19 protein-coding genes and 3 pseudogenes are annotated in these 23,622 nt (G+C 61.5%); 18 read left to right on the top strand and 4 right to left on the bottom strand.

Features of this window, described 5'->3' with window-relative positions; genetic code table 11:
- Window positions 1–68: 68 nt before the first annotated feature.
- On the bottom strand, window positions 69–1,136 hold the full coding sequence (rsgA, locus tag ACOYW2_RS24830) for a ribosome small subunit-dependent GTPase A (protein WP_482768307.1): 1,068 nt from the start codon (window positions 1,134–1,136) through the stop codon (window positions 69–71).
- Window positions 1,137–1,472: 336 nt separating this feature from the next.
- On the opposite strand from rsgA, the gene ACOYW2_RS24825 reads away from it, so the two are divergent.
- Window positions 1,473–2,579, top strand: a complete 1,107-nt coding sequence (locus ACOYW2_RS24825; protein ID WP_482768306.1) for an NAD(P)/FAD-dependent oxidoreductase — start codon at window positions 1,473–1,475, stop codon at window positions 2,577–2,579.
- Between the two features lie 406 nt (window positions 2,580–2,985).
- Window positions 2,986–3,813, top strand: a complete 828-nt coding sequence (locus ACOYW2_RS24820) for an MBL fold metallo-hydrolase (protein ID WP_482768305.1) — start codon at window positions 2,986–2,988, stop codon at window positions 3,811–3,813.
- A gap of 275 nt (window positions 3,814–4,088) precedes the next feature.
- Here ACOYW2_RS24820 and ACOYW2_RS24815 read toward each other — a convergent pair whose 3' ends face one another.
- From ACOYW2_RS24815 to glnD, 3 genes are all read right to left on the bottom strand, one after another.
- The gene (locus ACOYW2_RS24815) at window positions 4,089–6,254 is read right to left on the bottom strand and encodes a glutamine synthetase III family protein (RefSeq protein WP_482768304.1); all 2,166 of its coding nucleotides are present in this window, start codon (window positions 6,252–6,254) and stop codon (window positions 4,089–4,091) included.
- A gap of 467 nt (window positions 6,255–6,721) precedes the next feature.
- Window positions 6,722–7,060, bottom strand: a complete 339-nt coding sequence (locus tag ACOYW2_RS24810) for a P-II family nitrogen regulator (protein ID WP_180138026.1) — start codon at window positions 7,058–7,060, stop codon at window positions 6,722–6,724.
- A gap of 33 nt (window positions 7,061–7,093) precedes the next feature.
- The gene (glnD, locus tag ACOYW2_RS24805) at window positions 7,094–9,697 is read right to left on the bottom strand and encodes a [protein-PII] uridylyltransferase (RefSeq protein ID WP_482418493.1); all 2,604 of its coding nucleotides are present in this window, start codon (window positions 9,695–9,697) and stop codon (window positions 7,094–7,096) included.
- 607 nt (window positions 9,698–10,304) lie between these two features.
- On the opposite strand from glnD, the gene ACOYW2_RS24800 reads away from it, so the two are divergent.
- The 16 genes and pseudogenes from ACOYW2_RS24800 to ACOYW2_RS24725 all read left to right on the top strand — a co-directional run bounded on the left by ACOYW2_RS24800 (window position 10,305) and on the right by ACOYW2_RS24725 (window position 23,595).
- Window positions 10,305–12,374, top strand: a complete 2,070-nt coding sequence (locus tag ACOYW2_RS24800) for a methyl-accepting chemotaxis protein (RefSeq protein WP_482768303.1) — start codon at window positions 10,305–10,307, stop codon at window positions 12,372–12,374.
- Between the two features lie 227 nt (window positions 12,375–12,601).
- Window positions 12,602–13,285: an ABC transporter ATP-binding protein gene (locus ACOYW2_RS24795; protein WP_482768302.1), complete on the top strand. Its 684-nt coding sequence runs from the start codon at window positions 12,602–12,604 to the stop codon at window positions 13,283–13,285.
- Complete coding sequence (locus ACOYW2_RS24790; RefSeq protein ID WP_482768301.1) at window positions 13,282–14,550, top strand: hypothetical protein; 1,269 nt, start codon at window positions 13,282–13,284, stop codon at window positions 14,548–14,550. The genes ACOYW2_RS24795 and ACOYW2_RS24790 overlap by 4 nt, the downstream gene beginning before the upstream one ends.
- Before the next feature lie 221 nt (window positions 14,551–14,771).
- Window positions 14,772–15,272 carry a tRNA (cytidine(34)-2'-O)-methyltransferase gene (locus tag ACOYW2_RS24785; protein WP_482418489.1) on the top strand — a complete coding sequence of 167 codons (501 nt, stop codon included), beginning with the start codon at window positions 14,772–14,774 and terminating at the stop codon, window positions 15,270–15,272.
- A 432-nt stretch (window positions 15,273–15,704) separates the two neighbouring features.
- The gene (locus ACOYW2_RS24780; RefSeq protein ID WP_482420402.1) at window positions 15,705–16,469 is read left to right on the top strand and encodes an MBL fold metallo-hydrolase; all 765 of its coding nucleotides are present in this window, start codon (window positions 15,705–15,707) and stop codon (window positions 16,467–16,469) included.
- Between the two features lie 55 nt (window positions 16,470–16,524).
- Window positions 16,525–16,698 (top strand): annotated as a pseudogene (locus ACOYW2_RS24775) (precorrin-2 dehydrogenase/sirohydrochlorin ferrochelatase family protein); the annotation flags it as partial.
- 58 nt (window positions 16,699–16,756) lie between these two features.
- Window positions 16,757–16,954, top strand: a pseudogene (locus ACOYW2_RS24770) (precorrin-2 dehydrogenase/sirohydrochlorin ferrochelatase family protein); the annotation flags it as partial.
- 314 nt (window positions 16,955–17,268) lie between these two features.
- Window positions 17,269–18,042, top strand: coding sequence for a cytochrome c biogenesis protein CcsA (gene ccsA / locus ACOYW2_RS24765; protein ID WP_482768300.1), 774 nt, complete (start codon window positions 17,269–17,271; stop codon window positions 18,040–18,042).
- Window positions 18,043–18,082: 40 nt separating this feature from the next.
- Complete coding sequence (locus ACOYW2_RS24760; RefSeq protein WP_482768299.1) at window positions 18,083–18,601, top strand: hypothetical protein; 519 nt, start codon at window positions 18,083–18,085, stop codon at window positions 18,599–18,601.
- A pseudogene (locus tag ACOYW2_RS24755) lies at window positions 18,501–18,945 on the top strand (NAD(P)-dependent oxidoreductase); the annotation flags it as partial. The gene ACOYW2_RS24760 and the pseudogene ACOYW2_RS24755, both read left to right, overlap by 101 nt.
- Window positions 18,928–19,353 (top strand): hypothetical protein, encoded by a 426-nt coding sequence (locus ACOYW2_RS24750; RefSeq protein ID WP_482771085.1) that lies wholly within the window; start codon window positions 18,928–18,930, stop codon window positions 19,351–19,353. The pseudogene ACOYW2_RS24755 and the gene ACOYW2_RS24750, both read left to right, overlap by 18 nt.
- Window positions 19,354–19,415: 62 nt before the next feature.
- The gene (fabD, locus tag ACOYW2_RS24745) at window positions 19,416–20,375 is read left to right on the top strand and encodes an ACP S-malonyltransferase (RefSeq protein WP_482768298.1); all 960 of its coding nucleotides are present in this window, start codon (window positions 19,416–19,418) and stop codon (window positions 20,373–20,375) included.
- Between the two features lie 173 nt (window positions 20,376–20,548).
- Window positions 20,549–20,908: an RNA polymerase-binding protein DksA gene (dksA, locus tag ACOYW2_RS24740; RefSeq protein ID WP_482768297.1), complete on the top strand. Its 360-nt coding sequence runs from the start codon at window positions 20,549–20,551 to the stop codon at window positions 20,906–20,908.
- Window positions 20,898–21,773 (top strand): PHP domain-containing protein, encoded by an 876-nt coding sequence (locus ACOYW2_RS24735; RefSeq protein WP_482768296.1) that lies wholly within the window; start codon window positions 20,898–20,900, stop codon window positions 21,771–21,773. The genes dksA and ACOYW2_RS24735 overlap by 11 nt, the downstream gene beginning before the upstream one ends.
- Window positions 21,770–22,474 (top strand): ribonuclease III, encoded by a 705-nt coding sequence (gene rnc / locus ACOYW2_RS24730; protein WP_482418482.1) that lies wholly within the window; start codon window positions 21,770–21,772, stop codon window positions 22,472–22,474. Before ACOYW2_RS24735 ends, rnc begins: the two co-directional genes overlap by 4 nt.
- A gap of 35 nt (window positions 22,475–22,509) precedes the next feature.
- Window positions 22,510–23,595, top strand: coding sequence for an elongator complex protein 3 (locus ACOYW2_RS24725; RefSeq protein ID WP_482768295.1), 1,086 nt, complete (start codon window positions 22,510–22,512; stop codon window positions 23,593–23,595).
- Window positions 23,596–23,622 lie beyond the last annotated feature (27 nt).

Genomic DNA, 23,622 nt, shown 5'->3' with positions numbered 1-23,622 from the left:
CTTTTTTCAAAAAGCGACCCGCCGGAGGCAACCGGATTTTTAATTGCGCTGGCCCTGGGGCCGAGCCCCTAGGTTCTTTTTTTCGCGTCTTTGAGGTATTTGGCCACGTCCCGCCATTTTTCTTTTTCGATGCGGTCGGCGGTTTTGGCGTCCCGGTCGGAGAGGAAGGTGAGCTCCAGGCGCATTTTAAGGAAGTTGGAGAGGCGGTCCGGGGCCAGGGTGCCCTCTTCCACGGCCCGGATGACGTTGCAGCCGGGTTCGTGCTGGTGGGAACAGTCGTTGAAACGGCATCCTGCGGCGAGCTCTTCGATGTCGGGGAAGGTGTCTTTGACGCCGCCCTCTTCGTCGGAAAGAGAGATCTCCCGGATGCCGGGGTTGTCGATGATCATGCCCCCGGAGGAGAGAAAGATCATGTCCCGGGTGGTGGTGGTGTGCATGCCCTTGCCGTCGAAGTCGCTCACCTCGCCCACGATGCGGATCTCATCACCGGCGATGGCGTTGACCAGGCTGGACTTTCCCGCACCGGAGGAGCCCATGAGGCAGACGGTCTTTCCTTCGCTGATGTACGGGGCCAGCTCGTCCACGCCATCACCGTCCGTGGAGGAGATGAGGTGCACGGGCACGCCCACGGCAATCTCTTCCACCTCGGCCTTGAAGGGGGCGGGGTCCTCGTGGAGATCGGCCTTATTCAGGATCACCACCGGGGCCATGTTGCTGTTGTAGATGAGGGTGAGGTAGCGCTCGATGCGGCGCAGGTTGTAGTCCCGGTCCAGGCCGGTGACGATGAAGACCGTGTCGATGTTGGAGGCGATGACCTGCTTGGCCTTGGGGGCGGCGTCCAGCTTGCCCCGCCGTCCGGCGGCTCCCCTGACCAGTTGGTTTTTCCGGGCAAAGACTCGGGTGACCACCCCGTCCTTTTCAATGACAAAATCACCGGGCACTGGAAAGAGGGTGTTCTTGCCGTGGCCCCGGACAATGCGTCCCCGGGCCTTGACCACCACCTCTTCCTCTCCGTCATGGATGCGGACGTGGTTTTTCTGCAGGCCCGTGACCCGCGCAAGGCGGCCGTTGACCTTTTTCAGGGCCTTTTTCTGGTCTTCAAAAAACTCATCCCATCCCATGGTGGAAAGGTGCATCCGTTCTTGTCTCCTTGGCTTGCGGGGGCTTTTTGCCTCCGGCGGGTCGCTTGTTAAAAAAAGCTCCGCAAAAACTTTTCGGTTGAATGTTCGATACGTTTAAAACGCGCCAGCGTGCAGATAACGTTCGGTCTTCGGCAGGGCCGCCGGAGGTGGTTTTATGTGTTCTTTGGTTCTTGCTTACCCAAAGCCCATCATACACCATGAAGGTTTTTTTTGCGCCTGCCTCCTGTTCTCTGCGGCCCCATTTCCTTGCCCTGATCGCCCTGAGTGATATAACCGAACGCAAGCGGGTGTCAACGTTTTCCAACCCAGGATCAAGGAAATGAAATCACCATGGATTTTGACGTGACCGTTGTGGGAGCCGGGGTGGTGGGGCTGGCCGTGGCCGAGGCCCTTTCGAAAGCCGTTGGCCGGGTCCTTGTCATCGACAAAGAGGAAAGCTTTGGCCGGGGCGTGAGCAGCCGTAACAGCGAGGTGATCCATGCGGGGATCTACTACCCCCAAGGGTCCCTCAAGGCCCGGCTCTGCGTGTCGGGCAGGGAGCTGCTGTATGGGTTCTGCGGGCGTCACCGGGTGCCCCACCGCCGTTGCGGTAAATTGATTGTGGCCACCTGCAACGAGGAGATTGCCGAGCTGGATCGCCTTGAGGCCAACGCCCGCGCCTGCGGGGTGATGGATTTAGAGCGGCTCACCGGGGATCAGGTCCGGGCCATGGAACCTGTCGTCCGGGCCGAAGAGGCCCTGTATTCGCCTTCTACGGGCATTGTCAGCGCCCACGGCCTCATGCGAAAACTCTTCGCCCGGGCCAGAAAGGCAGGCACCCTCTTCTCCTTTGAGACCGAAGCCGTGGCCGTGGAAACCGAAGCCTTTGGCAGCCGCCTGACGGTGCGCTACCGGGACGGCCGACAAGAAGCCGTCACCACCCGGCTTTTCATCAATGCCGCCGGTCTTTTTTCAGACCGCGTGGCAGGCCTTACGGGGGTCCCTGCAGAAACAGCGGCCCTTCACTGGTGGAAAGGGGAGTATGCCGCCCTGGACCTGCCCCGCGGGCATCTTTCCACCCTGGTCTACCCGGTGCCCGAACCGGCCAACCAGGGCCTGGGCACCCACGCCACCTTGGGCCTCGACGGCACCGTCCGCTTAGGCCCCAACGCCCTGTACCTTGCCGACAAAGCCGAGGACTACCGGGTCGACCCCAGCCATCTCGCCGATTTTCACCGGGCCGCAAGCCGCTACCTTCAAGGGATTACCCCTGCCATGCTTCGCCCGGACATGGCAGGCATCCGCCCCAAGCGCCAGAAACCAGGCGACCCGGTGGCAGACTTTCTCATCCACAGCGATCCCCTCAAAGGCCAGGTCCACCTCATCGGCATCGAATCCCCGGGCCTCACCGCCTCCCTTGCCATTGCCAGGGAGGTGTGCGCCCTGATCGGGGGGTAGGCAGGGGCTGGGGAAAAGCGCCTCCGGCGGGCAGGGGCTACAGCCCCTGCACCCCAGGGTCGCGAATGCTCCGGGGCTCGTACCTCGCCCCGTCGCATTCGCTGACGGGCTGCGCCCGTTGTTTGTTGTGGTTGTGTCGGTTGTTTTTCTGTCTCTGTCAAGGGAGAGAAGTGGACAGGAAAAGCATGCCTCCAGCGGCCAAGGAATTTATAGCCTAGGTGGTTTCGCCACCCCAGGACCCCAGGTTGCGAATGCGTTTTCCCCTCGCTTTTCGGGAAAATCAAGTCCGTCTTTAAAACGGCATTCATGCAAATATTTTTTAAGACCTGTTTGTTAAACTTTTTAAAAGTTTAGCCCCCGGCAGGGCCGCCGGAGGCATCCTCAAACGCCACCCAAGGAGCATCTGATGAAACTGACCGTTCTCGTGGACAACACCACGATCATTGACCGCTATTTTCTGGCCGAGCCCGCCTTTTCCGTTCTGATCGAAGCCGATGGGCAGAGGGTGCTCTTTGACTGCGGGTACAGCGACATTTTTTTGAGGAACGCGGAGAAGATGGGGGAGGACCTGTTGCACCTGGACCATCTGGTGTTCTCCCACGGGCACGCGGACCATACCTGGGGGGTGGAGCCGTTGATGCGGGCCTTTTCCGTGGCTGCCATGGAGGGGCGGCCCCACCACCGGCCACAGGTGACGGCCCATCCGGATGTGTTTGTAACCCGCACCTTTCCGGGCATGGGGGAGATCGGAGCCCTGGTTTCGGCGGCAAAGCTCGGGGAGCACTTTCCCATGGGCCTGACCCGGGAGCCGGTGCAGCTGACGGAGCGCCTCTGGTTTCTGGGGGAGATTCCCCGGGAGAACGACTTTGAAGGAAAAAGTCCCCTGGGGGTCATGAACGGGGCGCCGGACATGCTTTTGGACGACACGGCCCTGGCCTGGAAGGGGGACGATGGGCTGGTGGTGATCACCGGCTGCTCCCATGCCGGTATTTGCAACATTGTGGAGCAGGCCCGGCGGGTGTGCGGAGAGGAGCGTGTGACCGACATTGTGGGAGGGCTTCACCTGCTTTCCCCGAGTCCCCGCCAGCTGGAGGGGGCCCTTGCGTACCTCAAAGCGCTCAATCTGTCGGCCCTTCACGCCTGTCACTGCACGGATTTTCCCTCCCGCAAAGCCCTGGCCGAGGTGGCCCCCCAGCAGGAGGTGGGGGTGGGCCTGGTGTTGAGGTATGACTGATCCCCAGGCATTCCTGGGCAATGGGGGCGGTACAGAGCAGCCGGTGTGGAAAGGGACGGGACGTTTTCGGCACGATACCGGGGGAGCGAAACGACAAAGGGGAGGCCTTTTAAGGCCTCCCCTTTGTCGTTTTGGCACAGGATCATGCCGGCGTGCGGGTCGCCCCCGGGGGATTCCGGGGGGCGGGCCCTTTGCGTTCGATCCATCCGCATAAAAAGAACGCGCACGTTGCCTGGGAGGAGCCGGTCAGCCGTGAAAGCCACCGGCACCCGAGATTATTTGACGAAGAGCATCTCCTGGTAGGTGGGCAGGGGCCAGAACTCGTCGGCCACCATCTCTTCGATGGCGTCGGCCACGGCCCGGAGCTCACACATGGCGGGGATGATCTTATCGCAGCAGTGTTTGGACTCGGCCAGGGTGTCGGCGTGCTCTTCGGCGATGAGGGCCTTGAGGTTTGCCGATGCAGCCCGGAGCTCTGCAGAGAGGGTGGTGATCCGCGTCAGGGACTCATCGTCGCAGGGCAGGCCCAGCTCCCGGAGCTTGAGACAGCTGTCTGCCAGCATGGCCTGGTGGGCCACGGCCGCGGGGTAGATCTGGGTGTCGGCCATTTTGATGGAGGTCTTGGCTTCCACGGCGATCTTGAGGTTGTACTGCTCAAGGTAGATCTCCGTGCGGCTTTCCAGCTCTGCCTTGGACAGGACGTTGAAGCGGCTGAACAGCTCCACGATGTCGTCGTCCATGAGGGTGGGCAGGGCGTCCGGGGTGGTCTTCAGGTTGGGAAGGCCACGCTTTGCCGCTTCTTCCTGCCAGGCGTCGGTGTAGCCGTCGCCGTTGAAGATCACCTCGCCGTGGGCGTCGACGATCTCTTTGATGACCTTTTTGACGGCGTCGTTGAGCTTGGCGCCGTCGCCGCCGGTGCGTCGCTCCAGCTCGGTGGCAATGTAGTCGATGGAGTCGGCAAAGATGGTGTTCATGGCCACAAGGGGCCCGGACACGGACTGGGCAGAGCCCACGGCACGGAACTGAAGCCAGTCCATCGGCGAAGATGGTGGCTGAATGGCCGCGTCCTTGGGAAGGTTGGGCAGGGAGTCCACGCCGATGTTGAGGGTACCGCCGCCCTTGGAGGAGGTGGCGTCTCCGTTTTTGATCTGCTTGAAGACGTCGGTGAGCTGATCCCCCAGGAAGATGGAGATGATGGCCGGGGGCGCTTCGTTGGCACCCAGGCGGTGGTCGTTGCCCGCTGTGGCCGCCACCGCCCGCAGGAGCTTGGCGTATTTGTGGACACCTCGGATCACCGCGGCGCAGAACACGAGGAACTGGGCGTTCTCGTGGGGGGTGTCACCGGGGTCGAGGAGGTTGCCCTGGGAGGCGTTGCCAAAGGAGTAGTTGACGTGCTTGCCCGAGCCGTTGATGCCGGAAAAAGGCTTTTCGTGCAGCAGGCAGGTGAGGCCGTATTTCCGGGCGACCTTTCTCAGGGTAACCATGACCAGCTGCTGGTGGTCTGTTGCCAGGTTGGCGGTTTCAAAGACCGGGGCCACCTCGAACTGGGAGGGGGCCACTTCGTTGTGCCGTGTCTTGACGGGGATACCGAGCTTGCAGAGCTCCCGTTCCACCTCGCACATGTAGGCCAGGACGCGGTCCGGGATGGCGCCGAAGTAGTGGTCGTCAAACTCCTGGCCCTTGGGAGCCGGGGCACCGAAGAGGGTGCGGCCGGCGGTGAGGAGGTCGGGGCGGGCCGTGACGAAGTTGCGGTCGATGAGGAAGTACTCCTGCTCGGCGCCGCAGGTGGAGTTGACGATTTTGTTGGAGTCGTCCCCGAAGAGCCTCAGGATACGCTGGGCCTGGGTGTTGAGGGCCTGCATGGAACGAAGGATCGGGGTCTTTTTGTCCAGGGCTTCGCCGGTCCAGGAGACAAAGGCCGTGGGGATACACAGGGTGGCCCCGTTGGGGTTTTCCATGATGTAGGCGGGGCTGGTGACGTCCCAGGCGGTGTAGCCCCTGGCTTCAAAGGTTTCACGCAGGCCGCCGTTGGGAAAACTGGAGGCGTCGGGCTCGCCCTGGATGAGGGTGGACCCGGAGAATTCGGCGATGGCGTTGCCCGCCAGGTCTGGCATGAGGAAGCTGTCGTGCTTCTCGGCGGTGAGGCCGGTGAGGGGAAAGAAGACGTGGGCGTAGTGGGTGGCGCCGTTGTCCAGGGCCCAGTCCTTCATGGCCGAGGCCACCACGTCTGCCACCGAGGGGTCCAGGCGGGTTCCCTCTTCCATGGTCTTGCTGATCTTCTTGAAGATGTCCTTGGGCAGGCGCTTCTTCATGATGGAAATACTGAAGACATTGTCCCCGAAGAGATCAATGGACGATGAGTTTTTAAAGTCAATGGTTGTCTCGAACGAGTAGTTGTTGATGGCCCTGATGGCTTCCCTTCTCACCGTGTTGCCGTTCATAATGCTCTCTCCGTCTTGTGGATTGATGAAGCACCGTTGCCCTGGGGGGCGTTTGCGCGGTTTCGTTATGGTTGTCCCGAAACAGTTCCGCAACGGGTTACGGGAGGATGGTACTGCAACAGGTGTGCCAAGGTGTGGGTTGGTGGGGTAGGATCCTGTTATCCAAGAATATTTCATTTAAACCGTCAGGGCAAGGGCGAATTCTCGAAATGACATTTTTGTGAAAAGCTTGCGGGTAAGTCTTACAAATTTGTGAATTGTTCCCGGTTCGTTCTCGGGGTATTTGTCGGATTTTCGCGGTTTTTCAGGGGAGAGGGGGGCTGGACGAGCCTGTTCCGGGGGGCTGGGCAGGGTGCCTGGGTGTGCCGGGGGCCAGTTAACAAAAATGTAAGGGGGAAAATCCACAGGGGGGACCCGCGGCCCCCCCTGTTTGCCCGTCATGGGGGCGATGCCTTGCCGTTTCGTGGTTAGAGGGCGTCGTAGCCCTCTTCACCGGTGCGGACCCGGATGGCGCGCTCCACGGGGATGATGAAGATCTTTCCGTCGCCGATTTTGCCGGTGTTGGCCACGTTGCGGATGGTCTCCACAATCTGGTCCACCCGGGACGCCTCGGCGATGATTTCAATCTTGAGCTTGGGCACAAAGTCCACATCGTATTCTGCGCCGCGGTAGATCTCTTTGTGGCCCTTCTGGCGGCCGTAGCCCTTGACTTCCGAGACGGTCATTCCCTGAATGCCGATCTCCCCCAGGGCCTCTTTGATTTCGTCGAGTTTAAACGGTTTGATAATCGTTTCGATTTTGCGCATACCCCACTCCTTTTCGTTCTGATCGCGTGTTTTTTATAATCTCATTCGTAAAATGGCTTCGAGGATGGCTTCCTTGACCCGGGCGATGGTATCGGCCCCGGTGACCTTCTGGCCGTCCACGGTTCTGACGTAGAAGATGTCCACCACCTGGTCCACGTGGGTGGTGATCTTGGCGTAGTAGATGTTGAGGTCCAGGTGAAAAATGGCATCGGTGACGGCAAAGAGCAGGCCCGGAAAGTCGTCGGAGTAGACCTCGATGATGGAGAAAAAGCTCGAACCGAGGTTGTCCAGCTCCACCCGGTCGGGTTTGTCGGAGATGGTGACCTTTTTCCGGATGGCCGGGTTGAACTCCTTTTCCATGAGGGCCCAGTGAATGTCCAGGCGGCCGTCTAAGGCCTCTTTGATGTTTTTTTCCACCCGCTCCCAGCGCTCCTCCTCCCGGGTGAGGTCGAAAAAGGGCTTGACCGTGAATATGTCCAGGGCCGTGGAGTACCCCCAGGTGTAGACCTGGGCGTAGAGGATGTCGAGGTCGTTCAAGGTAAAGACCCCGGCAAGTTTGGAGAAGAGGCCGGGCCGGTCCGTGCCGCAGACCTCGGCACGCCGGGTGGCGCTCCCTTCCTTTTTCTTGATGCTTAAGGTCACCCCCTCCTTGCCCATTTTGCAGTAGAGGCGCAGGTGCTCCACGATTTCCTCCACCGAGGCGTAGAGGAGGTAGCGGGGGGGCATGGTGTGCAGGTATTTTTCGATTTTTTCCGTGTTCACCAGCTTCAGGACGGCCTGCTTCTTTTTTTCGATGCAGCGTTCGCTCTTGGCGGTGGCCAGCTCGCCCTTTTCGATGATGTCCAGCACCTTGAAGAAGAGGTCGCGGAGCAGGTTTTCGGTCCAGGCGTTCCAGGCTTTGGGGCCGGTGGAGATGGAGTCTGCCACGGTGAGCAGGTAGAGCATCTTGAGCCGGTTGGGGTCTCGGATGGTCCGGGCACAGGAGACCACGGTCTCTTCGTCGTCAATGTCCCGCCGCCGGGCCACGTTGACAAGGTAGAGGTGGTGCTGGATGAGAAAGACGATGTCGTCCACTTTTTTCTTGCCCATGCCCCAGGAGAGCAGGAGTTTTTTGGCCAGGCGGGCCCCGGAGATGCCGTGGTCTTCTTCCCCTGGCACCCCTTTGCCGATGTCGTGGAGGAGGGCTGCCCAGAGGAGCCGCCCCTTGCCCTGGACCTCGCCGAAGATCTTGCCGTAGAGGGTGCAGAGCTCGGATTTGGGGTTTGAAAACTCGTTGATGGTCTGCACGGTGTAGAGGCTGTGCCGGTCCACCGGGTAGATGTGGTAGCGGTTGTACTGGATCCGGTTGACGATGCCCTCGAAGCTGGGGAGCAGGGTCTGGAGGAACCCGGAGATCAGCATCTTTTCAAGGACGTTGAATTTTTCCGTGGCCGTGGAGAGGATCCGTTCCATGGCCTTCATCACCGTGACATCCCGCCTGAAGCCCCGGACCAGGTGGCTGAACTCGCCGATGGTGCGCAGGGCATCGGCGCCCAGGGCGTACTGGAGCCGGGCGCTCTCTTCAAAGAGGTCCATGATGAGGGAGGGGCGGTTTACCACCTCGGCCGGGTCGGCGAAGTTCACGAGGCCGCCGTCGGAGACGATGCCGGGCTTGCGGGAGCGCTTGAGGAGGCTCCGTCCCAGGAACCCCTTGGTGGAGCGGGTGCACTGGGTGAGCATGAGGGTGAGGTGGTGCTTGATGAACTCCATGTGGCCGTGGAGTTCCCCCATGAAGCGCTCCACGGGCTTCTGCCCGTGGGTGTGGCCCCGAAACCGCATGGCTTCGGCCAGCTCCACCTGGTGCTCGAAGTGGATCTGGTCGAGTTTGCGCCCGCTCATGAGGTGAAGGTGGTTTCGTACCTTCCAGATAAAGGCCAGGGCCTCTTCAAGCCGCTTGAACTCCTTGTGGGAGAGAAACCCGGCGTACTCCATGTCCCGGGGCTCCCCGGCCGCCACCAGCACCCGGGAGAGCCAGTACATGCTGTGGTAGTCCCTGAGGCCCCCCTTGCCGTTTTTGATGTTGGGTTCCATCAGGTAGGAGGCGTCCCCGAAGGTCTCGTGGCGGCTCCGGCACATGTCGTTGATCTGGGTGACGATGCGCTTGGGGTTGCCCTCCACGAAGCGGCTGCGGAACTGCTGGATAAAGGCGCTGTAGATGGGGGACATCCCGCAGAGGAAGCGGGCGTCCAGGATGGAGGTCAGCACATGGAGGTCGTTTGCCGCCATCTCCAGGGACTCGGAGATGGAGCGCGTGGCATAGCCCACCTCCATCTTCAGGTCCCACAAGGGGTAGATGACTTCCTGGATGAGGCCGCCTGCTTCGTCGGGGACCTCTTTGTCAAAGAGGAAAAGGATGTCCACGTCGGAGTGAAGGCAGTGCTCCCTCCGGCCGTATCCCCCTAAGGCCACAATGGCAAAGGGGTGGCCTCCCATGGCCAGGGCCTGGCCGGTTTCACTCTCACCAAAGCTCTGGGAGAAGTAGTTGTCCACGGCCACGGTGCTGTCCATGAGCAGGGCGCTGCCCCGCCCCTTGCGAACGAGGGCTTTTAGTTTTTCGCGTGATTTTTTCAGCTCGACGGCTGCCGATTGTTCCATCATCCTGCTCCGATATCACCGGTGGCCGCCTGCCCTGGACCATCCTGCAGGCAAGAGGGAAAAAAGGGGCGCCTTGCTGAGGCGGGAACGGTTCCCGCACCAGGGGGCGGTTTCCTTGCGGCGGCCCGGTGATCCATCTGTCTGAATTGCTCTTCACTGTACGTGGCTATCATATTTCCATTTTCGGAATTTTTCAAACACCAAAATGATGTGACAATTTTGTATTTTTTAATCCCTGGCCCAGGCACCGGTGGGGCTCCTGGTGCTCACCGGCCCCCTGAGGCCGTGCAGGCCCGCGGGCGGCCCTTTTTTTTATGGCTTATCTGGTAGGAAAAAAAGAAGTCAATAATTTGTCAATCATCCCTCAACCATCCCGCAGGTTTTGCCGAAACCCTTTAATAGATTGGTTTTAGAAAAGTTCAGCCACCTGTTGCCTGAGCAATCCCATGACAACCGTGCGGCCTGAACAGGAGACCCGATGACGCCATGCGTCTTCCCCCCCGGCTCCGGTGAGCTTCCCCTCCCGGCCCGGGGAGCACGGCATTCGGGTTTTGATGTGGTTTCACCCCAATGCGGTCCTTTCAGGGGGCCGCCATGTAAGGATGGATGTATGTTCAGCAAGCTCAATCTCAAGGCCAGGCTTCTGCTCTTTGTCTGCCTGGTTACTGTGGTTTCGTTTTCGGTTACCGTTTGCGTGATCTCCTTTAAGGCCTTTCACTCCTCCCGGGAGGCCACCCTTGCCACCACCCGTGAGATGGCCTACCGCCACGGCGGTGAGGTGGGGGCGCAGATTCAGATCGCAGCCGACGCAGCCCGGTTCATGGCCGAGGCCATGGCCGGCATGGCAAGCGGCGACACCCCGCCGGAGCGGGCCCGCCTCAACACCCTTTTAAAGGGGGTGTTCGACAAGAATCCGGATTTCTGGGCCGTCTACACAGGCTGGGAGAAGGACGCCCTGGACGGCCGGGACGCGTCCTTTGTGGACACCCCGGGCAGCAACGGGGAGGGGCGCTACCAGGCCTTGTGGCTCCGCGGGGTCTCGGGCAACACCCTCTCCACCCTGAAGACCTATGCCCAGGGTGATCCCAAGGGCAAGTGGTACTGGATCCCCATGACCTCGGGCAATGTCTACGTGTCGGAGCCCAACGTGTACAATGTGGGGGGAAAGGACCGGATGCTGGTGAGCATCGTGGCCCCCATCCGAATCAACGGCACCTCCGTAGGGGTCTGCGGGGTGGATTACGCCATGGACCGGTTTGCCGACATGGTGGGTAAGATCGCGCCCCTGGGCGCCGGATATGGGGCCCTGTTCTCCAATGAGGGCAAGGTGGCGGCCTATCCCAAGGCCGATGCCGTGGGCAAGAACATCCGGGAGCTGGGCATGTCCGAGGAGGTTGCCGGGGCCGTTGCCGCAGGGCAGGAGACCCGGTTCGTCTCGTCGACCAATGCCCTGAACAAGGAGGCCTTCACCGTCTTGACCCCCATCGCCGTACCCGGGTGCGCCACCTCCTGGAGTCTTGCCGTGACGGTTCCCATGGACAAGGTGCTGGCCGGGGCACGCCATATCCGAAACATCAGCATCCTCATCGGTGTGGTCTCGGTGCTGGCCATGGTGTGGGTGGTGCATCTTGTCACCGGCGCCATGATCCTTCGGCCCATTCGCCAGGTGTCCGAAGGGTTGCAGGACATCGCCCAGGGGGAGGCGGACCTCACCAAGCGGCTCTCCATTGCACGGCACGATGAGATCGGGCAGCTGGCCGGGTGGTTCAACACCTTCATGGGGAACCTCCACGGGGTCATCTCCGATGCGGCCCGGAGCGCCCGGGAGGTGGGGGAAGCCTCGGTGACTTTGTCCGGAATCTCCGGGACCCTGGCCGGGGCCACCCAGGAGACCGAAGAGCGGGTGACGGACGTGGCCGATGCCACCCGCACCCTGAGCGACAACATCGATGCCGTGTCCGCGGCCATGGAGCAGGCATCGGCCAATGTGAACACCGTGGCCACGGCCACCGAGGAGATGACCTCCACCATTGCCGAGGTGGCCCGCCAGGCCGAGAGCGCCCGGGGGGTCTCTGAGACGGCGGTGCGGCAGTCCACGGGAGCTTCCGATAAGATGGGACGCCTGGATGCGGCCGCCGCGGACATCGGAAAGGTGACCGAGGCCATCTCTGAGATCTCCGAGCAGACCAACCTGCTCGCCCTGAACGCCACCATCGAAGCGGCCCGTGCAGGGGAGGCGGGCAAGGGCTTTGCCGTGGTTGCCGGTGAGATCAAGGCCCTCTCCAACCAGACGGCCGAGGCCACCCGGGAGATCCGGGAGCGCATCGCAGGGATCCAGAAGGTGGCCACCGAGTCGGTGGGTGAGATCAAGGGGGTGTCCGGCACCATCCGGCAGGTGGACGGGATCATCGCGGCCATTGCCACGGCCGTGGAGGAGCAGTCCGCGGCCACGGGGGAGATCGCCCAGAACATCACCCAGGCGGCAGGAGGCATCGGCCATGTGAAGGACAACCTGGGCGAGTCCGCCGGTCTGGCCTCCCGTATTTCCGGAGAGATCGCCGACGTTAACCAGGCCGCAGGCGATATCAACCGCAGCAGCGCAGAGGTCCAGGCCAGTGCCGGGGACCTGGCCGGGCTCTCCGAGGGGCTTGGCGGCCTTGTGGTGCGGTTTAAGCTGTGATACCACAATAATAACGGTGCCCTGAGGTGGCCCGGGGATTTCCCCCGGCCACCCCGGGGCCGTCCGGTCAATACCCGCTTGAGCCAATGCAGGAACGGATCTTAAAGACTCCTGCGTGTCACACCTTTCAACGACTTGCCCCCCGGCAGCATCGCCGGAGTCGATTTTCAGCCGCAGCATCAGTGTGTTTTCATCCTTGCGCATTTCCTTAAAATTTAAGGAGGACCATGACCATGGTGGAGGTGACGGAGGTTCGGAAAGTGTACAGGCAGGGGGATGTGGAGGTGCCGGCCCTGTCCGGGGTCTCTTTGTCCATCGATCCGGGGGCGTTTCTGGCCCTGGCAGGGCCTTCGGGCTCGGGGAAGACAACCCTTTTGAACCTCATCGGGGGGCTGGACGTGCCCGACGGCGGGCAGATTACGGTGGATGGTCTGGATTTAGGGAGCCTTTCGGCAACGGCCCTCACCGAGCTTCGCCTTCACCGCATCGGGTTTGTGTTCCAGGCCTACAACCTGATCCCCGTGCTTACGGCGGTGGAGAACACCGAGTATGTGATGCTGCTTCAGGGGGTGCCCAAAAAGGAGCGTCGGGAGCGCTCCATGGCCATCCTGGATGAAGTGGGGCTCTCCGGGCTCTACCACAGGAAACCCTCGGAACTCTCCGGGGGGCAGCAGCAGCGGGTGGCCGTTGCAAGGGCCGTGGTCTCCGGCCCGGCCATCGTTTTGGCGGACGAGCCCACGGCAAACCTGGACTCGGCAACGGGAGAGGGGCTCCTTGCCATGATGCGGGAGATGAACGAGGCACGGGGTGTGACCTTTGTCTTTTCCACCCATGACGCCATGGTGATGGGGGCGGCCCGGAAGGTGGTCCGCATGAAGGACGGCCGCCTGGACGGGGACCGGGAGCTGTGAGAGTCTGGTGGGGGGCCGTTGCGGCAGCGCTGGTCCTGGTAAGCGCCACCGGGGCGTCGGCCTTATCCGTGGAGGTGGGGGGGCAGGTGAAGGCTGCTGCCCGGGGAATCGCCTATGACGATGACGACGTGCGCGGCACCCTGGACCCTGTGGGCGAGTCTCCCTACGACGATTTGGAGAGCAGCGCCGGGTTCCGGGTGGCTTCCCGGACGGAGATCGTCCCCACCCTCACCCTGGATGTGGACTACGAGCTTTTCTACGAAGGGGGCGATGCCACCAAGCGCCGATCAGACCTTGCCGGGGCAGGCCTTTCCGTGCCGGGTGACGCCCGGGGCGATGAGGACCGCTACCGTCTCTTTGACCTCACCTCCGTGATCTCCGACTCCTCCCACCACCGCACCGTCCATCGCCTGGACCGCCTCAGCCTCAACAAGGAGCTGGGAAACCTCGATCTGCGCATCGGCCGCCAGGCCGTCACCTGGGGGGGCGGGCTTCTCTTCAACCCCATGGACCTTATCAATCCCTTCTCCCCCACCGACACCCTCAGGGACTACAAGGCAGGGGATGACCTGGCCTCCCTTCGGTACACCACGGCCCGGGGCATGGAGCTCCAGGTCATCGGCCGCCCGGGCCGCGAGGCCGCCACAGGCGACGTCTCCTCCGACGGGTCGAGTTACGCCACCAAGCTGCACGGCACCTTCGGCAGCCTGGAGGGGGACATCCTCCTGGGCAACCAGCGGGGACACAGCCTTTCCGGGGTGGGCTTTTCCGGGTATGCCGGGGAGGCGGCCTGGCGGTCGGATCTTGTCGTCTCCGACGAGGACGGAGGGACCCTGTCGGCCGTGGTCAACATGGACCTCTCCTGGGTGGCCTGGGACAGGAACTGGTACGGTCTTGTGGAGTTCTACCACAACGGCTACGGCACCTCGAACTACGCGGCCGCCCTCACCGACCCCGACACCCTGGAGCGCCTGGACCGCGGGGAGGTCTTCACCCTGGGGAAAAACTATCTTGCCGCCAGGATCCAGCTGGAGGCACACCCCCTGGTCAACCTTACCCTCACCGCCATCACCAACACAGGGGACCCTTCGGGGATTCTCCAGCCTTCGGTGATCTGGGATGCCCGCCAGGACCTTCGCCTGGACATGGTGGCCCAGCTGCCCTGGGGCGGCTCCGAAACCGAGTACGGGGGTTTTTCGCTTCCCGGCGGGGGCTGGCTTGCCCCGGCCGAAGAGCTTATCGTCCGGGGAACCTGGTTTTTCTGACGCCGGGCAATGGGTTGGAACGTTTGACAAACAGGATTCAAAAGCGATATCCGTGGTGCCGGTGCCGGTGCCGGTGCCGCAACGGGGCTGTGTGTCAGGAATGAATAAAGCCGGGTAACGCTCACTCAAGGCCTGTGTGTCTAATTCTTTAAATGTTTGGCCCCCTGCAGGGCCGCCGGAGGCAGCGGACGCGTTGCCTTAATATTAGGGAAGGATGTGTTGTGATAGATCGACAGGAAGGGGAGCCGGAGCGCCATGTGGTGCTGGTGGCCCCTGAAGTCCATTGGAATACGGGAAATGTGGGGCGGACCTGCCTCGGGGCCGGCGTGCGCCTGCATTTGATCAAGCCCCTGGGGTTCTCTCTGGACAGCGCCCAGGTGAAGCGGGCCGGGCTGGATTACTGGGAGCATGTGGATTTGTCGGTGTGGGACAGCCTGGACGCCTTTACTGAGGCCATGGCACCCGAAGACGGGGAGGTGGCCCTTTTTGCCAAGCTCGGGTCCCGCCCTTTCTGGGAGATGCCCAGGCCAAAGCGCCTTTTTCTCTTTTTCGGTTCCGAGACAAAGGGGTTGCCGGACTCAGTGCTGGATCGGTACCCGGACTCCCGGTACCACATCCCCATCAATCGGCAGATACGCTGCCTCAATCTCTCCACCAGCGTGGGCATCGCCCTTTACGAGAGCCTTCGCGTGGAAGGTCTCTCCCATGGCTGGGCCACCTGACGCGCTTCTCGCCCAAAAAAATGGGCGACCCATTGCGGGTCGCCCTTGGCGTGAAACGGAAGGGAAATATGTGGCGGGTAAACAGGTGATCATGATTATAGGGTGGGGGCGAATGTGAGTCCATAAGGGCAGCCCTTCATTTTACCGGGAGGATCTCCCTGTCCCCCCGTTTTTCTGGGGCCGACCCTCAAGGCTCTGCCTATCTATTCAGCTTTACAAACAGCCTCCGGCGGCAAGGTGTGCCACCTTGAAAGCAGGGTGCGGATGCGTTTTGCCCCTCGTTCCTCGGATCACATCACATCCGCCTTGAAACGATATCCATAAACATGTTTTTTTAAGACCTGTTTGTTAAACTTTTTTAAACGTTTGGCCCCCGGCAGGGCCGTCGAAGACACTCACCATCCACCACAAAAGAAGGGAGGCCCCTCACCCATGGCACGAATCACCCTCCTCGGAACGGGGACCTGCGTCCCCTCCCTAACCCGAAGTGCCTGTGCGGCCCTGGTGCAGACCGGGACCGAGACCCTGCTCATCGACTCCGGCCCCGGGACCATGCGCCGCCTGCTGGAAGCTGGGGTCTCCATCGACGAACTCACCGGTATCTTTTACACCCACATGCACCCGGATCACACGGCTGAGCTTGTGCCCCTGCTGTTTGCCACCAAGTATCCGGCCTGCACCCGCACCCGTCCCCTTCCCATTTACGGAGGCAAAGGATTCGGCGCCTTTTTCGAACAGCTTAAAGGGGTGTACGGGGAGTGGATGGACCCTGGGCCGGGCCTGGTTCGCCTCACCGAGCTCTCCGTGGAGCAGGAGGACCTGTTTCACCAGGGAGACCTGGCCGTAAGAACGGCCCCGGTGGCTCATCGCCCGGAGAGCCTGGCCTGCCGGGTGGTGCTCTCCGGGGGGCGCTCCGTGGTCTTTTCAGGGGACACCGGCCCATCCGAGAACCTGGTTTCCCTTGCCTGGGGAGCCGATATTTTTGTGTGTGAGTGCTCCACCCCGGACGCTGAGGCCGTGCCCAACCACCTGACCCCCTCCCTTGCCGGGGAGGCGGCAAAAGCCGCGCAAGTCGGGATGCTTGTGCTGACCCATTTTTACCCGGCCTGCGACAAAGTTGATGTTGAAAAAGAGTGCCGCAAAACATATGATGGGCAGCTGGTCCTCGGAGAGGACCTGAAACCCTTTGATCTTTAAAGGTGATCTGCGCCGGTTTGGCGGCGCGCGTCACAGACTGAAAGAGAGCAGACCCATGCGATACTATCCCGTAAGCCTTGATATTATGGGGAAGGCGTGCCTGGTGGTGGGCGGTGGTGCCGTGGGCACCCGCAAAGTCGAGACCCTGGTGCGCTGCGGAGCCCATGTGACCGTGGTGAGCAAGGCCTTTACCGATGAGCTGAAAACCATGGCGCAAGATGCTCCCGTCACCCTGGAGGAGCGGGCCTACGCCCCTTCCGATATGGACGGGAAGTTTCTGGTGATTAGTGGCCACCGACGATCAGGAGTTCAACACCCGGGTGAGCCGGGACGCCGAAGCGTCCTGCACGCTCTGCAACGTGGCCGACTATCCCAGTGCCTGCAACTTTATCCTCCCCTCCATCGTGCAGCGGGGGGACATGACCCTGTCCATCTCCACCTCCGGAAAGAGCCCCGCCTTTGCCAAGTGGATGCGTCGGCGCCTGGAGACAGAGTTCGGTGACAGGTTGAGGGAGCCTGACTCGTGGGCTGGCGTGCGGCGTCGGAGAAGCCTTTCGCCGACCCACGCCAGCCCGAGGCTCACAAGCCCCTTTTTGAGGCGCTCATTCCGGCGGGCTCCTTGGGATGGTGAAGGCCGGAGACAAAAAAGGGGCAGACGCCTTCCTCACCGAGGTGCTGGGAGAGGGCTACACCTGCGAGACGCTTGGTTTTTCTCTGTAATCACGACACCGTATGGTATCGGCTTCAACCATGGGAGGCGGGATCATGGACATACTGACAGCGGCGCTCTACCTGGCCAGTGCGGTGGCCTACCTGCTCTACCTCTTTTTTCAGAAGGAGAGGGTCCAGAGCGATTCTCTTTGGGGCGGGGTTTGCCGTTCACACCCTGGGGCTTGTCATTGCCTCGGTGCAGACCGGGTACCTGCCCGTGCACAACCTGCGTGAGACCCTGGGGCTGGCCGCCTGGGCCGTGGCCCTGGTGTTTCTTTTCTTAAGGGCCCGGTATCGCATCAAGGTGATGGGGGTCTATGCCGCGCCCCTGGCCCTTCTGGCCTACACAGCGGCCTTGCGGGTCCCGGACCTGCCGCCGACACAGCCCGAGGCGGTGTACGCCAACTTCTGGTTTTTTGCCCATGTCATCACCATCTTCGTGGGGGAAGCCGCCCTGGCCATGGCCTGCGGTGCGGGTATTCTCTATATCCTCCAGGAGAACGCCATCAAGGAGAAGAAACGGGGTTTCTTTTACCGTCGCCTTCCCTCCCTGGAGCAGCTTGACGGCATCGGGTATGCCAGCATCATCGCCGGCTTTACCGCCCTGACCCTGGGGCTGGTCACCGGCCTGCTCTACTCCAAGATCATCTGGCACCGGTTCATCAGCTGGGACCCGAAAGAGGTCTGGTCCGGAATCTCCTGGGTGATCTACGCCGTGCTCCTCCACGAACGGCTCGTGGGAGGGATGCGGGGACGCAAGGCCGCCTGGCTCGCCATTGCGGGGTTTGCGGTGCTGCTTTTTACCCTTTTCGGGGTCAATTTTTTCATGGAAGGTCACCACGGGGAGTTTACCCGGTTTTAGGTGAGTTCATCCGGTTTTAACGGACGAGAGACACGGCGTTATGCGAGAAATTGTACTGACAGGTTTGAATCACAAGACGGCCCCGGTTGCCCTCAGGGAGCGCCTTGCCATGAGTCGGCAGGAGTGTCTGGAGGCCATCGACGCCCTGAGGGAGCATCCCCATGTGGACGAGGTGCTGCTCTTTTCCACCTGCAACCGGGTGGAGGTGCTCATGGCGGCCAAGGACGGCAACGCCGCCCTGGACGCTGCCAAAGGCTACATTGCCACCCTCAAGGGGCTGCCCGTGGAGGAGTTCGACTCCTGCCTCTACGAGTACCACCGGGAAGAGGCCGTGCGGCATATGTTCAATGTGGCGGCAAGCCTTGACTCCATGGTCATCGCGCTTCTCCACATTGTCCTGGGGGCTGCGCAAGGATGCCTATCACCTCACCGCTTCCAAGAAGGCCACGGGCCCCCTTCTCAACCGGCTGATGCACCGCACCTTCCATGTGGCCAAGCGGGTGCGCAGCGAAACGGGCATTGGCGACAGCGCTGTTTCCATCAGCTACGCGGCCATTGAGCTGGCCCGGAAGATCTTCGGCTCCCTGGAAGGGCGCAAGATCCTTCTGGTGGGGGCCGGTGAGATGGCGGAGCTGGCCGTGGAACACCTGATCCAGCACCAGGCCGGGGACATCTTTGTGGCCAACCGAACCCTGAACCGCGGGGTGGAACTGGCCCGGCGATTCAACGGAAGCGCCATTGCCTTAGAAGAGATCCCCGAGACCCTCACCGAGGTGGACATCATCATCAGCTCCACGGATTACCACCCTCGTCATTACCCGGGAGATGGTCAAGCCGGTGATCAAGCGCCGAAAGGGGCGCTCCATTTTTTTCATCGATATTGCCGTGCCCCGGGACATCGACCCGGCCATCAACCGGCTCTCCAACGCCTATGTGTACGACATCGACGACCTGAAAGAGGTCATCGACGGCAACATCGAAACCCGACGGGCCGAGGCCATCAAGGCCGAACGCATTGTGGAGGAGGGCGTGGTGGCCTTCTCCCGCTGGGTGGAGGGGCTCCGCACGGTGCCCACCATCAAGGCGGTGCGTGAGAAGGTGGCCTCCATTGCCGAAGGGGAGGTGGAAAAGACCCTGTCGGGCATGGCGGGCCTCTCCGAGGAGGAGAAGGCCGCCATTCGCCGCATGGGCCAGGCCATCGTCACCAAGGTGGTGCACGATCCCATTAGGTTTATCAAGGACGGCTGCCACAACCGGGACGAATCCCGTGCCCTGAGCTATGCCCGCAGCTTATTTAACATTCACGATTAGGCCGGCAACGGCGCGCAGAAGGGGCCCGGGCGGTCTCTCTGCGGTATAGGGGAGGTCCAGACGTGACACAGACCGCTTTTCTTTTTCCCGGACAGGGGTCCCAGGCCATCGGCATGGGAGAGGACATTTATCAGGAGTTCGGGGTGGTGCGCGAGGTCTTTGAGATGGCCGACGAGATCACCAAGTCCCACCTGACCCGCCTCTGCTTTAAAGGCCCCATGGACGAGCTCACCCAGACCGTCAACCTGCAGCCTGCGGTGACCGCTGTGAACCTTGGCTTTCTGGCCGCCCTGGCCTCGGTGGGGGGTGACCGGTTCGAGGTGGCCTGCGGCCACAGCCTGGGTGAGTACGCCGCCCTTTGCGCCGCAGGGGTTGTCTCCCCGGAGGACACCCTTACCCTGGTCAAGACCAGGGTCCGTGGCTTCATGGACCAGGAGGCCCGCAAGCACAAAGGGGCCATGGCCGCGGTGCTGAATCTCGACTATGCCACGGTGGACGCACTGGCCGCGAGCCTCCGTGAGGAGGGGGCACCGCCCACCAAGGGGGTCTGGGCCGCCAACCACAACGGCGAAATGCAGATCGTGGTGAGCGGTGACCCCGACTCCGTGAAGCGGTTCGGTGCCGCCGCCCGCGAAAAAAAGGGGCGCGCCGTTCCCCTGAAGGTGAGCGGAGCCTGGCACAGTCCCCTGATCCAGGGGGCGGAGGAGCCGTTTCGCCGGGTCCTGGAATCGGTCTCTTTTAAGGGGCCTGCCAAGGGGCTTTTGTTCAATGTGACGGCGGAACCCGAAGAGGATCCCGTGGCCATGAAGGAGAATATGGCCCGCCAGCTGGTGAGCCCCGTGCGGTGGTACGACACCATGACGCGGCTTCTCGAAGACGGGGTGACCCGGTTTGTGGAAGTGGGGCCCGGCAAGGTCCTGTCGGGCATTGCACGAAAAATCGTCCCGTCAGACGGTTCTTGCGAGGTGGTGAATATTTCCTCCATGGCAGAGCTGGATGCCTGGATGAATACCCTGGCATAATCTCTTTTTTCTCTCATCAATTCGGTGTGTTGTTTCGCTTTTTCGGTGCCCTTGCCTCCCTCGCGGGGCCGGGGCGCCTTCCTCAATAGATCTTTACAAAATTCGTAAACTGTGTTTACAGTAGGCAGGTTAAACAAAAATTCGCCAACCAAGCTCAGAGGAGAGGTTTGAGTATGGATCAGGAAACACTGGAATATTTCAGGAAGTTTTTAACTGATCGGCTTAATGACCTTCTGGAACAGGCTGACAGCACTGTTGAAGGAATGACTGCCCAGAAGGAGAGCTTCCCCGATCCCACGGACCGAGCATCGCACGAGGAAAACAGGAACTTCATGCTTCGTATTCGCGACCGCGAACACAAGCTGATCAAGAAGATAAAACAAGCCCTGGAGCGCATTGATAACGGGGTTTTCGATATGCAAACCCGAAGAGTATGCATACCCATTGAGCGACTCAAGGCACGCCCCGTCACCACGCAGTGCATCGACTGCAAGACCCGGGCGGAAGCAAGGGAAAAAGCCCTTGGCCTCTGATCGCGCTTCGGCGGGGATCGACCTTCACATCCACACCACCGCCTCGGACGGGTCTCTGTCGCCGCAGGAAGTGGTGCGACGTGCCCGCAGAGCCGGCCTGGCCGCCATTGCCATCACCGATCACGACACCGTGGAGGGGGTCCGTCAGCTGATATCACACGGACTCCCGGATGATTTGGGTTTTATCACCGGGGTTGAGATCAGCTCCCTTCCCCCTGCGCCATATCGCAGCAAGGGCAGTTTCCATATTCTTGGTTACGGTATCGACCCTGAGGCTCCGCCCCTTGCGGAGGCCCTTGAATCTCTGCGTCTTCAGCGCGAGACGCGAAACCCCCAGATGATTGACCGCCTTAACGAGCTCGGCATGGATCTGACCCTGGCCGAGGTGTCGGCCGAGGCCGGCGGTGCCGTGGTGGGCCGTCCCCACATGGCCGCCGTGATGGTGCGGAAAAAATGGGTTGGCTCGGTTGCCGAGGCCTTTGACCGGTACCTGGCCACAGGGCGTCCCGCCTATGTAGAAAAGGGTCGCATTGATTTTGAAAATGCGGTAAGTCTCATTCGTGCCGCAGGGGGGCTCCCCGTGCTGGCGCACCCTGTGACCGTGGGGCTCTCCCCGGATGACCTCAAAGGGCTCCTTGAGAGCCTGGCCCGCCTGGGCCTGGCCGGTGTGGAAGCCTACTACTCCACCCACCCTCCGGAGCTCACCCGTTTTCTTCTCGGCTGCGCCAAGTCCCTGGGACTTGTGGTGACCGGCGGATCGGATTATCACGGGGCATATAAAAAAGGTATCGAGTTGGGCGTGGGGCGAGGCGATCTCCATGTACCCTTTGATTGTTACGCCACCTTAACCGCTGCATTGCCATGAATCACATTGAAGACCTGTCACAGTTGGAGGCCCACCTCAACTACACCTTCGGCGATCGAAGTTTCCTTGCCACGGCCCTGATGCACAGCTCCTATGTCAACGAACAGGGAGATGCCGTCCTGGAAGACAACGAACGCCTGGAGTTTTTGGGGGATGCCGTTTTGAACCTGGTTGTGGGCGACGCCCTGATGCACAACTTTCCCGAGCTCAACGAGGGAAACCTGTCTCGCATGCGCTCCAACCTGGTCAACGAGACCCAGCTGGCCGAGATCGCCAGGCAGCTGGAACTGGGGCAGTTTATCCGCCTCGGCAAAGGCGAGAGCCAGACCAACGGCCGGGATAAGAATTCCATTCTCTCCGACGTCCTTGAGGCGGTCATCGCCGCGGTTTACTTAGACGGCGGGTTTGATGCGGCCTATCGGCTCATCAGCCGTCATTTCAAGCCCCTCCTGAGCGGTGCGCGCCCCTCGCGCCTCAACAGCGACAGCAAGAGCCTGCTCCAGGAGTACTCCCAGGTCCACCTCAAGGAGATTCCCCGCTACCGCGTGGTCTCTGAGATGGGGCCTGACCACGACAAGACCTTTCAGGTCTGTCTCAAGACCCGCGATATCGAGACCATGGGCTACGGAAAGAGCAAGAAGGCCGCCGAACAGGATGCCGCCCGCATTGCCCTGGATCTTTTAAAGGAACGGGGGCTTTAAGTCCATGGCCCCTTTGAGCCGTCGGTGACCCGTCCATGGCCGCCGACACCCCCCGCCCCTTTGTCGTTCCCCTCTTTATTCCCCATGCGGGATGCCCTCACCACTGTATCTTCTGCAACCAGCATGCTGTCACCGGGTTAAAGCGCACAGGCGCCCCTGCCATGCCCTCCCTTGCCGCCATGGAAGGGGAGATCGAGCGATGGCTGAAATGGTCTGCAAACCGCCATCCCGTGGAGATCTCCTTTTACGGGGGCACCTTTCTGGGGCTGCCTCTTGAAACGGTGAGGGCCTGCCTGGACCTGGCCCATGGCTACGTCAAGGCAGGGCACATCCAGGGGATTCGTTTTTCCACCCGCCCCGACACCGTCACCCCGGAGACCCTTGAGCTTCTGGCCGGGTACCCCGTCACCACGGTGGAGCTCGGGGCCCAGTCCATGGAAGATGCCGTGCTCACGGCCAGCACCCGGGGCCATACGGCCGCAGACACCGAGAGCGCCGCAGCACAGTTGAAGGCAAAGGGGTACGTCACCATTCTTCAGATGATGCTGGGGCTTCCCGGGGAGACCCCGGCCCTCTTTCGCTCTTCCCTTCAGCGCATCCTTGACCTCGATCCCGAGGGCATTCGCATCTACCCCACCGTGGTCCTGAAGGGCAGCGGCCTGGCCGCCCTCTGGCGTGACGGGCGCTATGAGCCCCTCTCCCTGGAAGAGGCGGTGCAGCGGGGCAAGGAGGCGTGGCTCATGGCTGCCCGACGGGATATCCCTGTGATCCGCATGGGCCTTCAGGACAGTGAGGAGATGCGTCTTACCCATGTCCTGGCCGGGCCCCATCACCCCGCCTTCGGCCATCTGGTCCACAGCGCGCGGTTTCGGGACATGGCCGATGCCCTTGCCCGGCGGCTTTTTTCACCTGGGGATGCCCCGGTGTTTCGCGTCCACCCCAAAAGCGCCTCGCGCCTTCGGGGGAATAAAAACAGCACCCTGGAAAGCCTTAAGGCGCGATACGGCCTTGCCGGGATTGAGGTGGCCCTGGACGATACCCTGGCCGAGAGCTCTCTGGCCGCAGGTGGCTGGGTGGTGGACTCGGTACGACAATGCTTTGCAAAAGATCTGGAAAGTTGATAAAGAACATCGGATGATCAGCAGTGC

It is taken from the genome of Desulfoluna sp. CLI2B (assembly GCF_056847375.1).
This window is presented reverse-complemented; position numbering and strand designations above follow the sequence as displayed.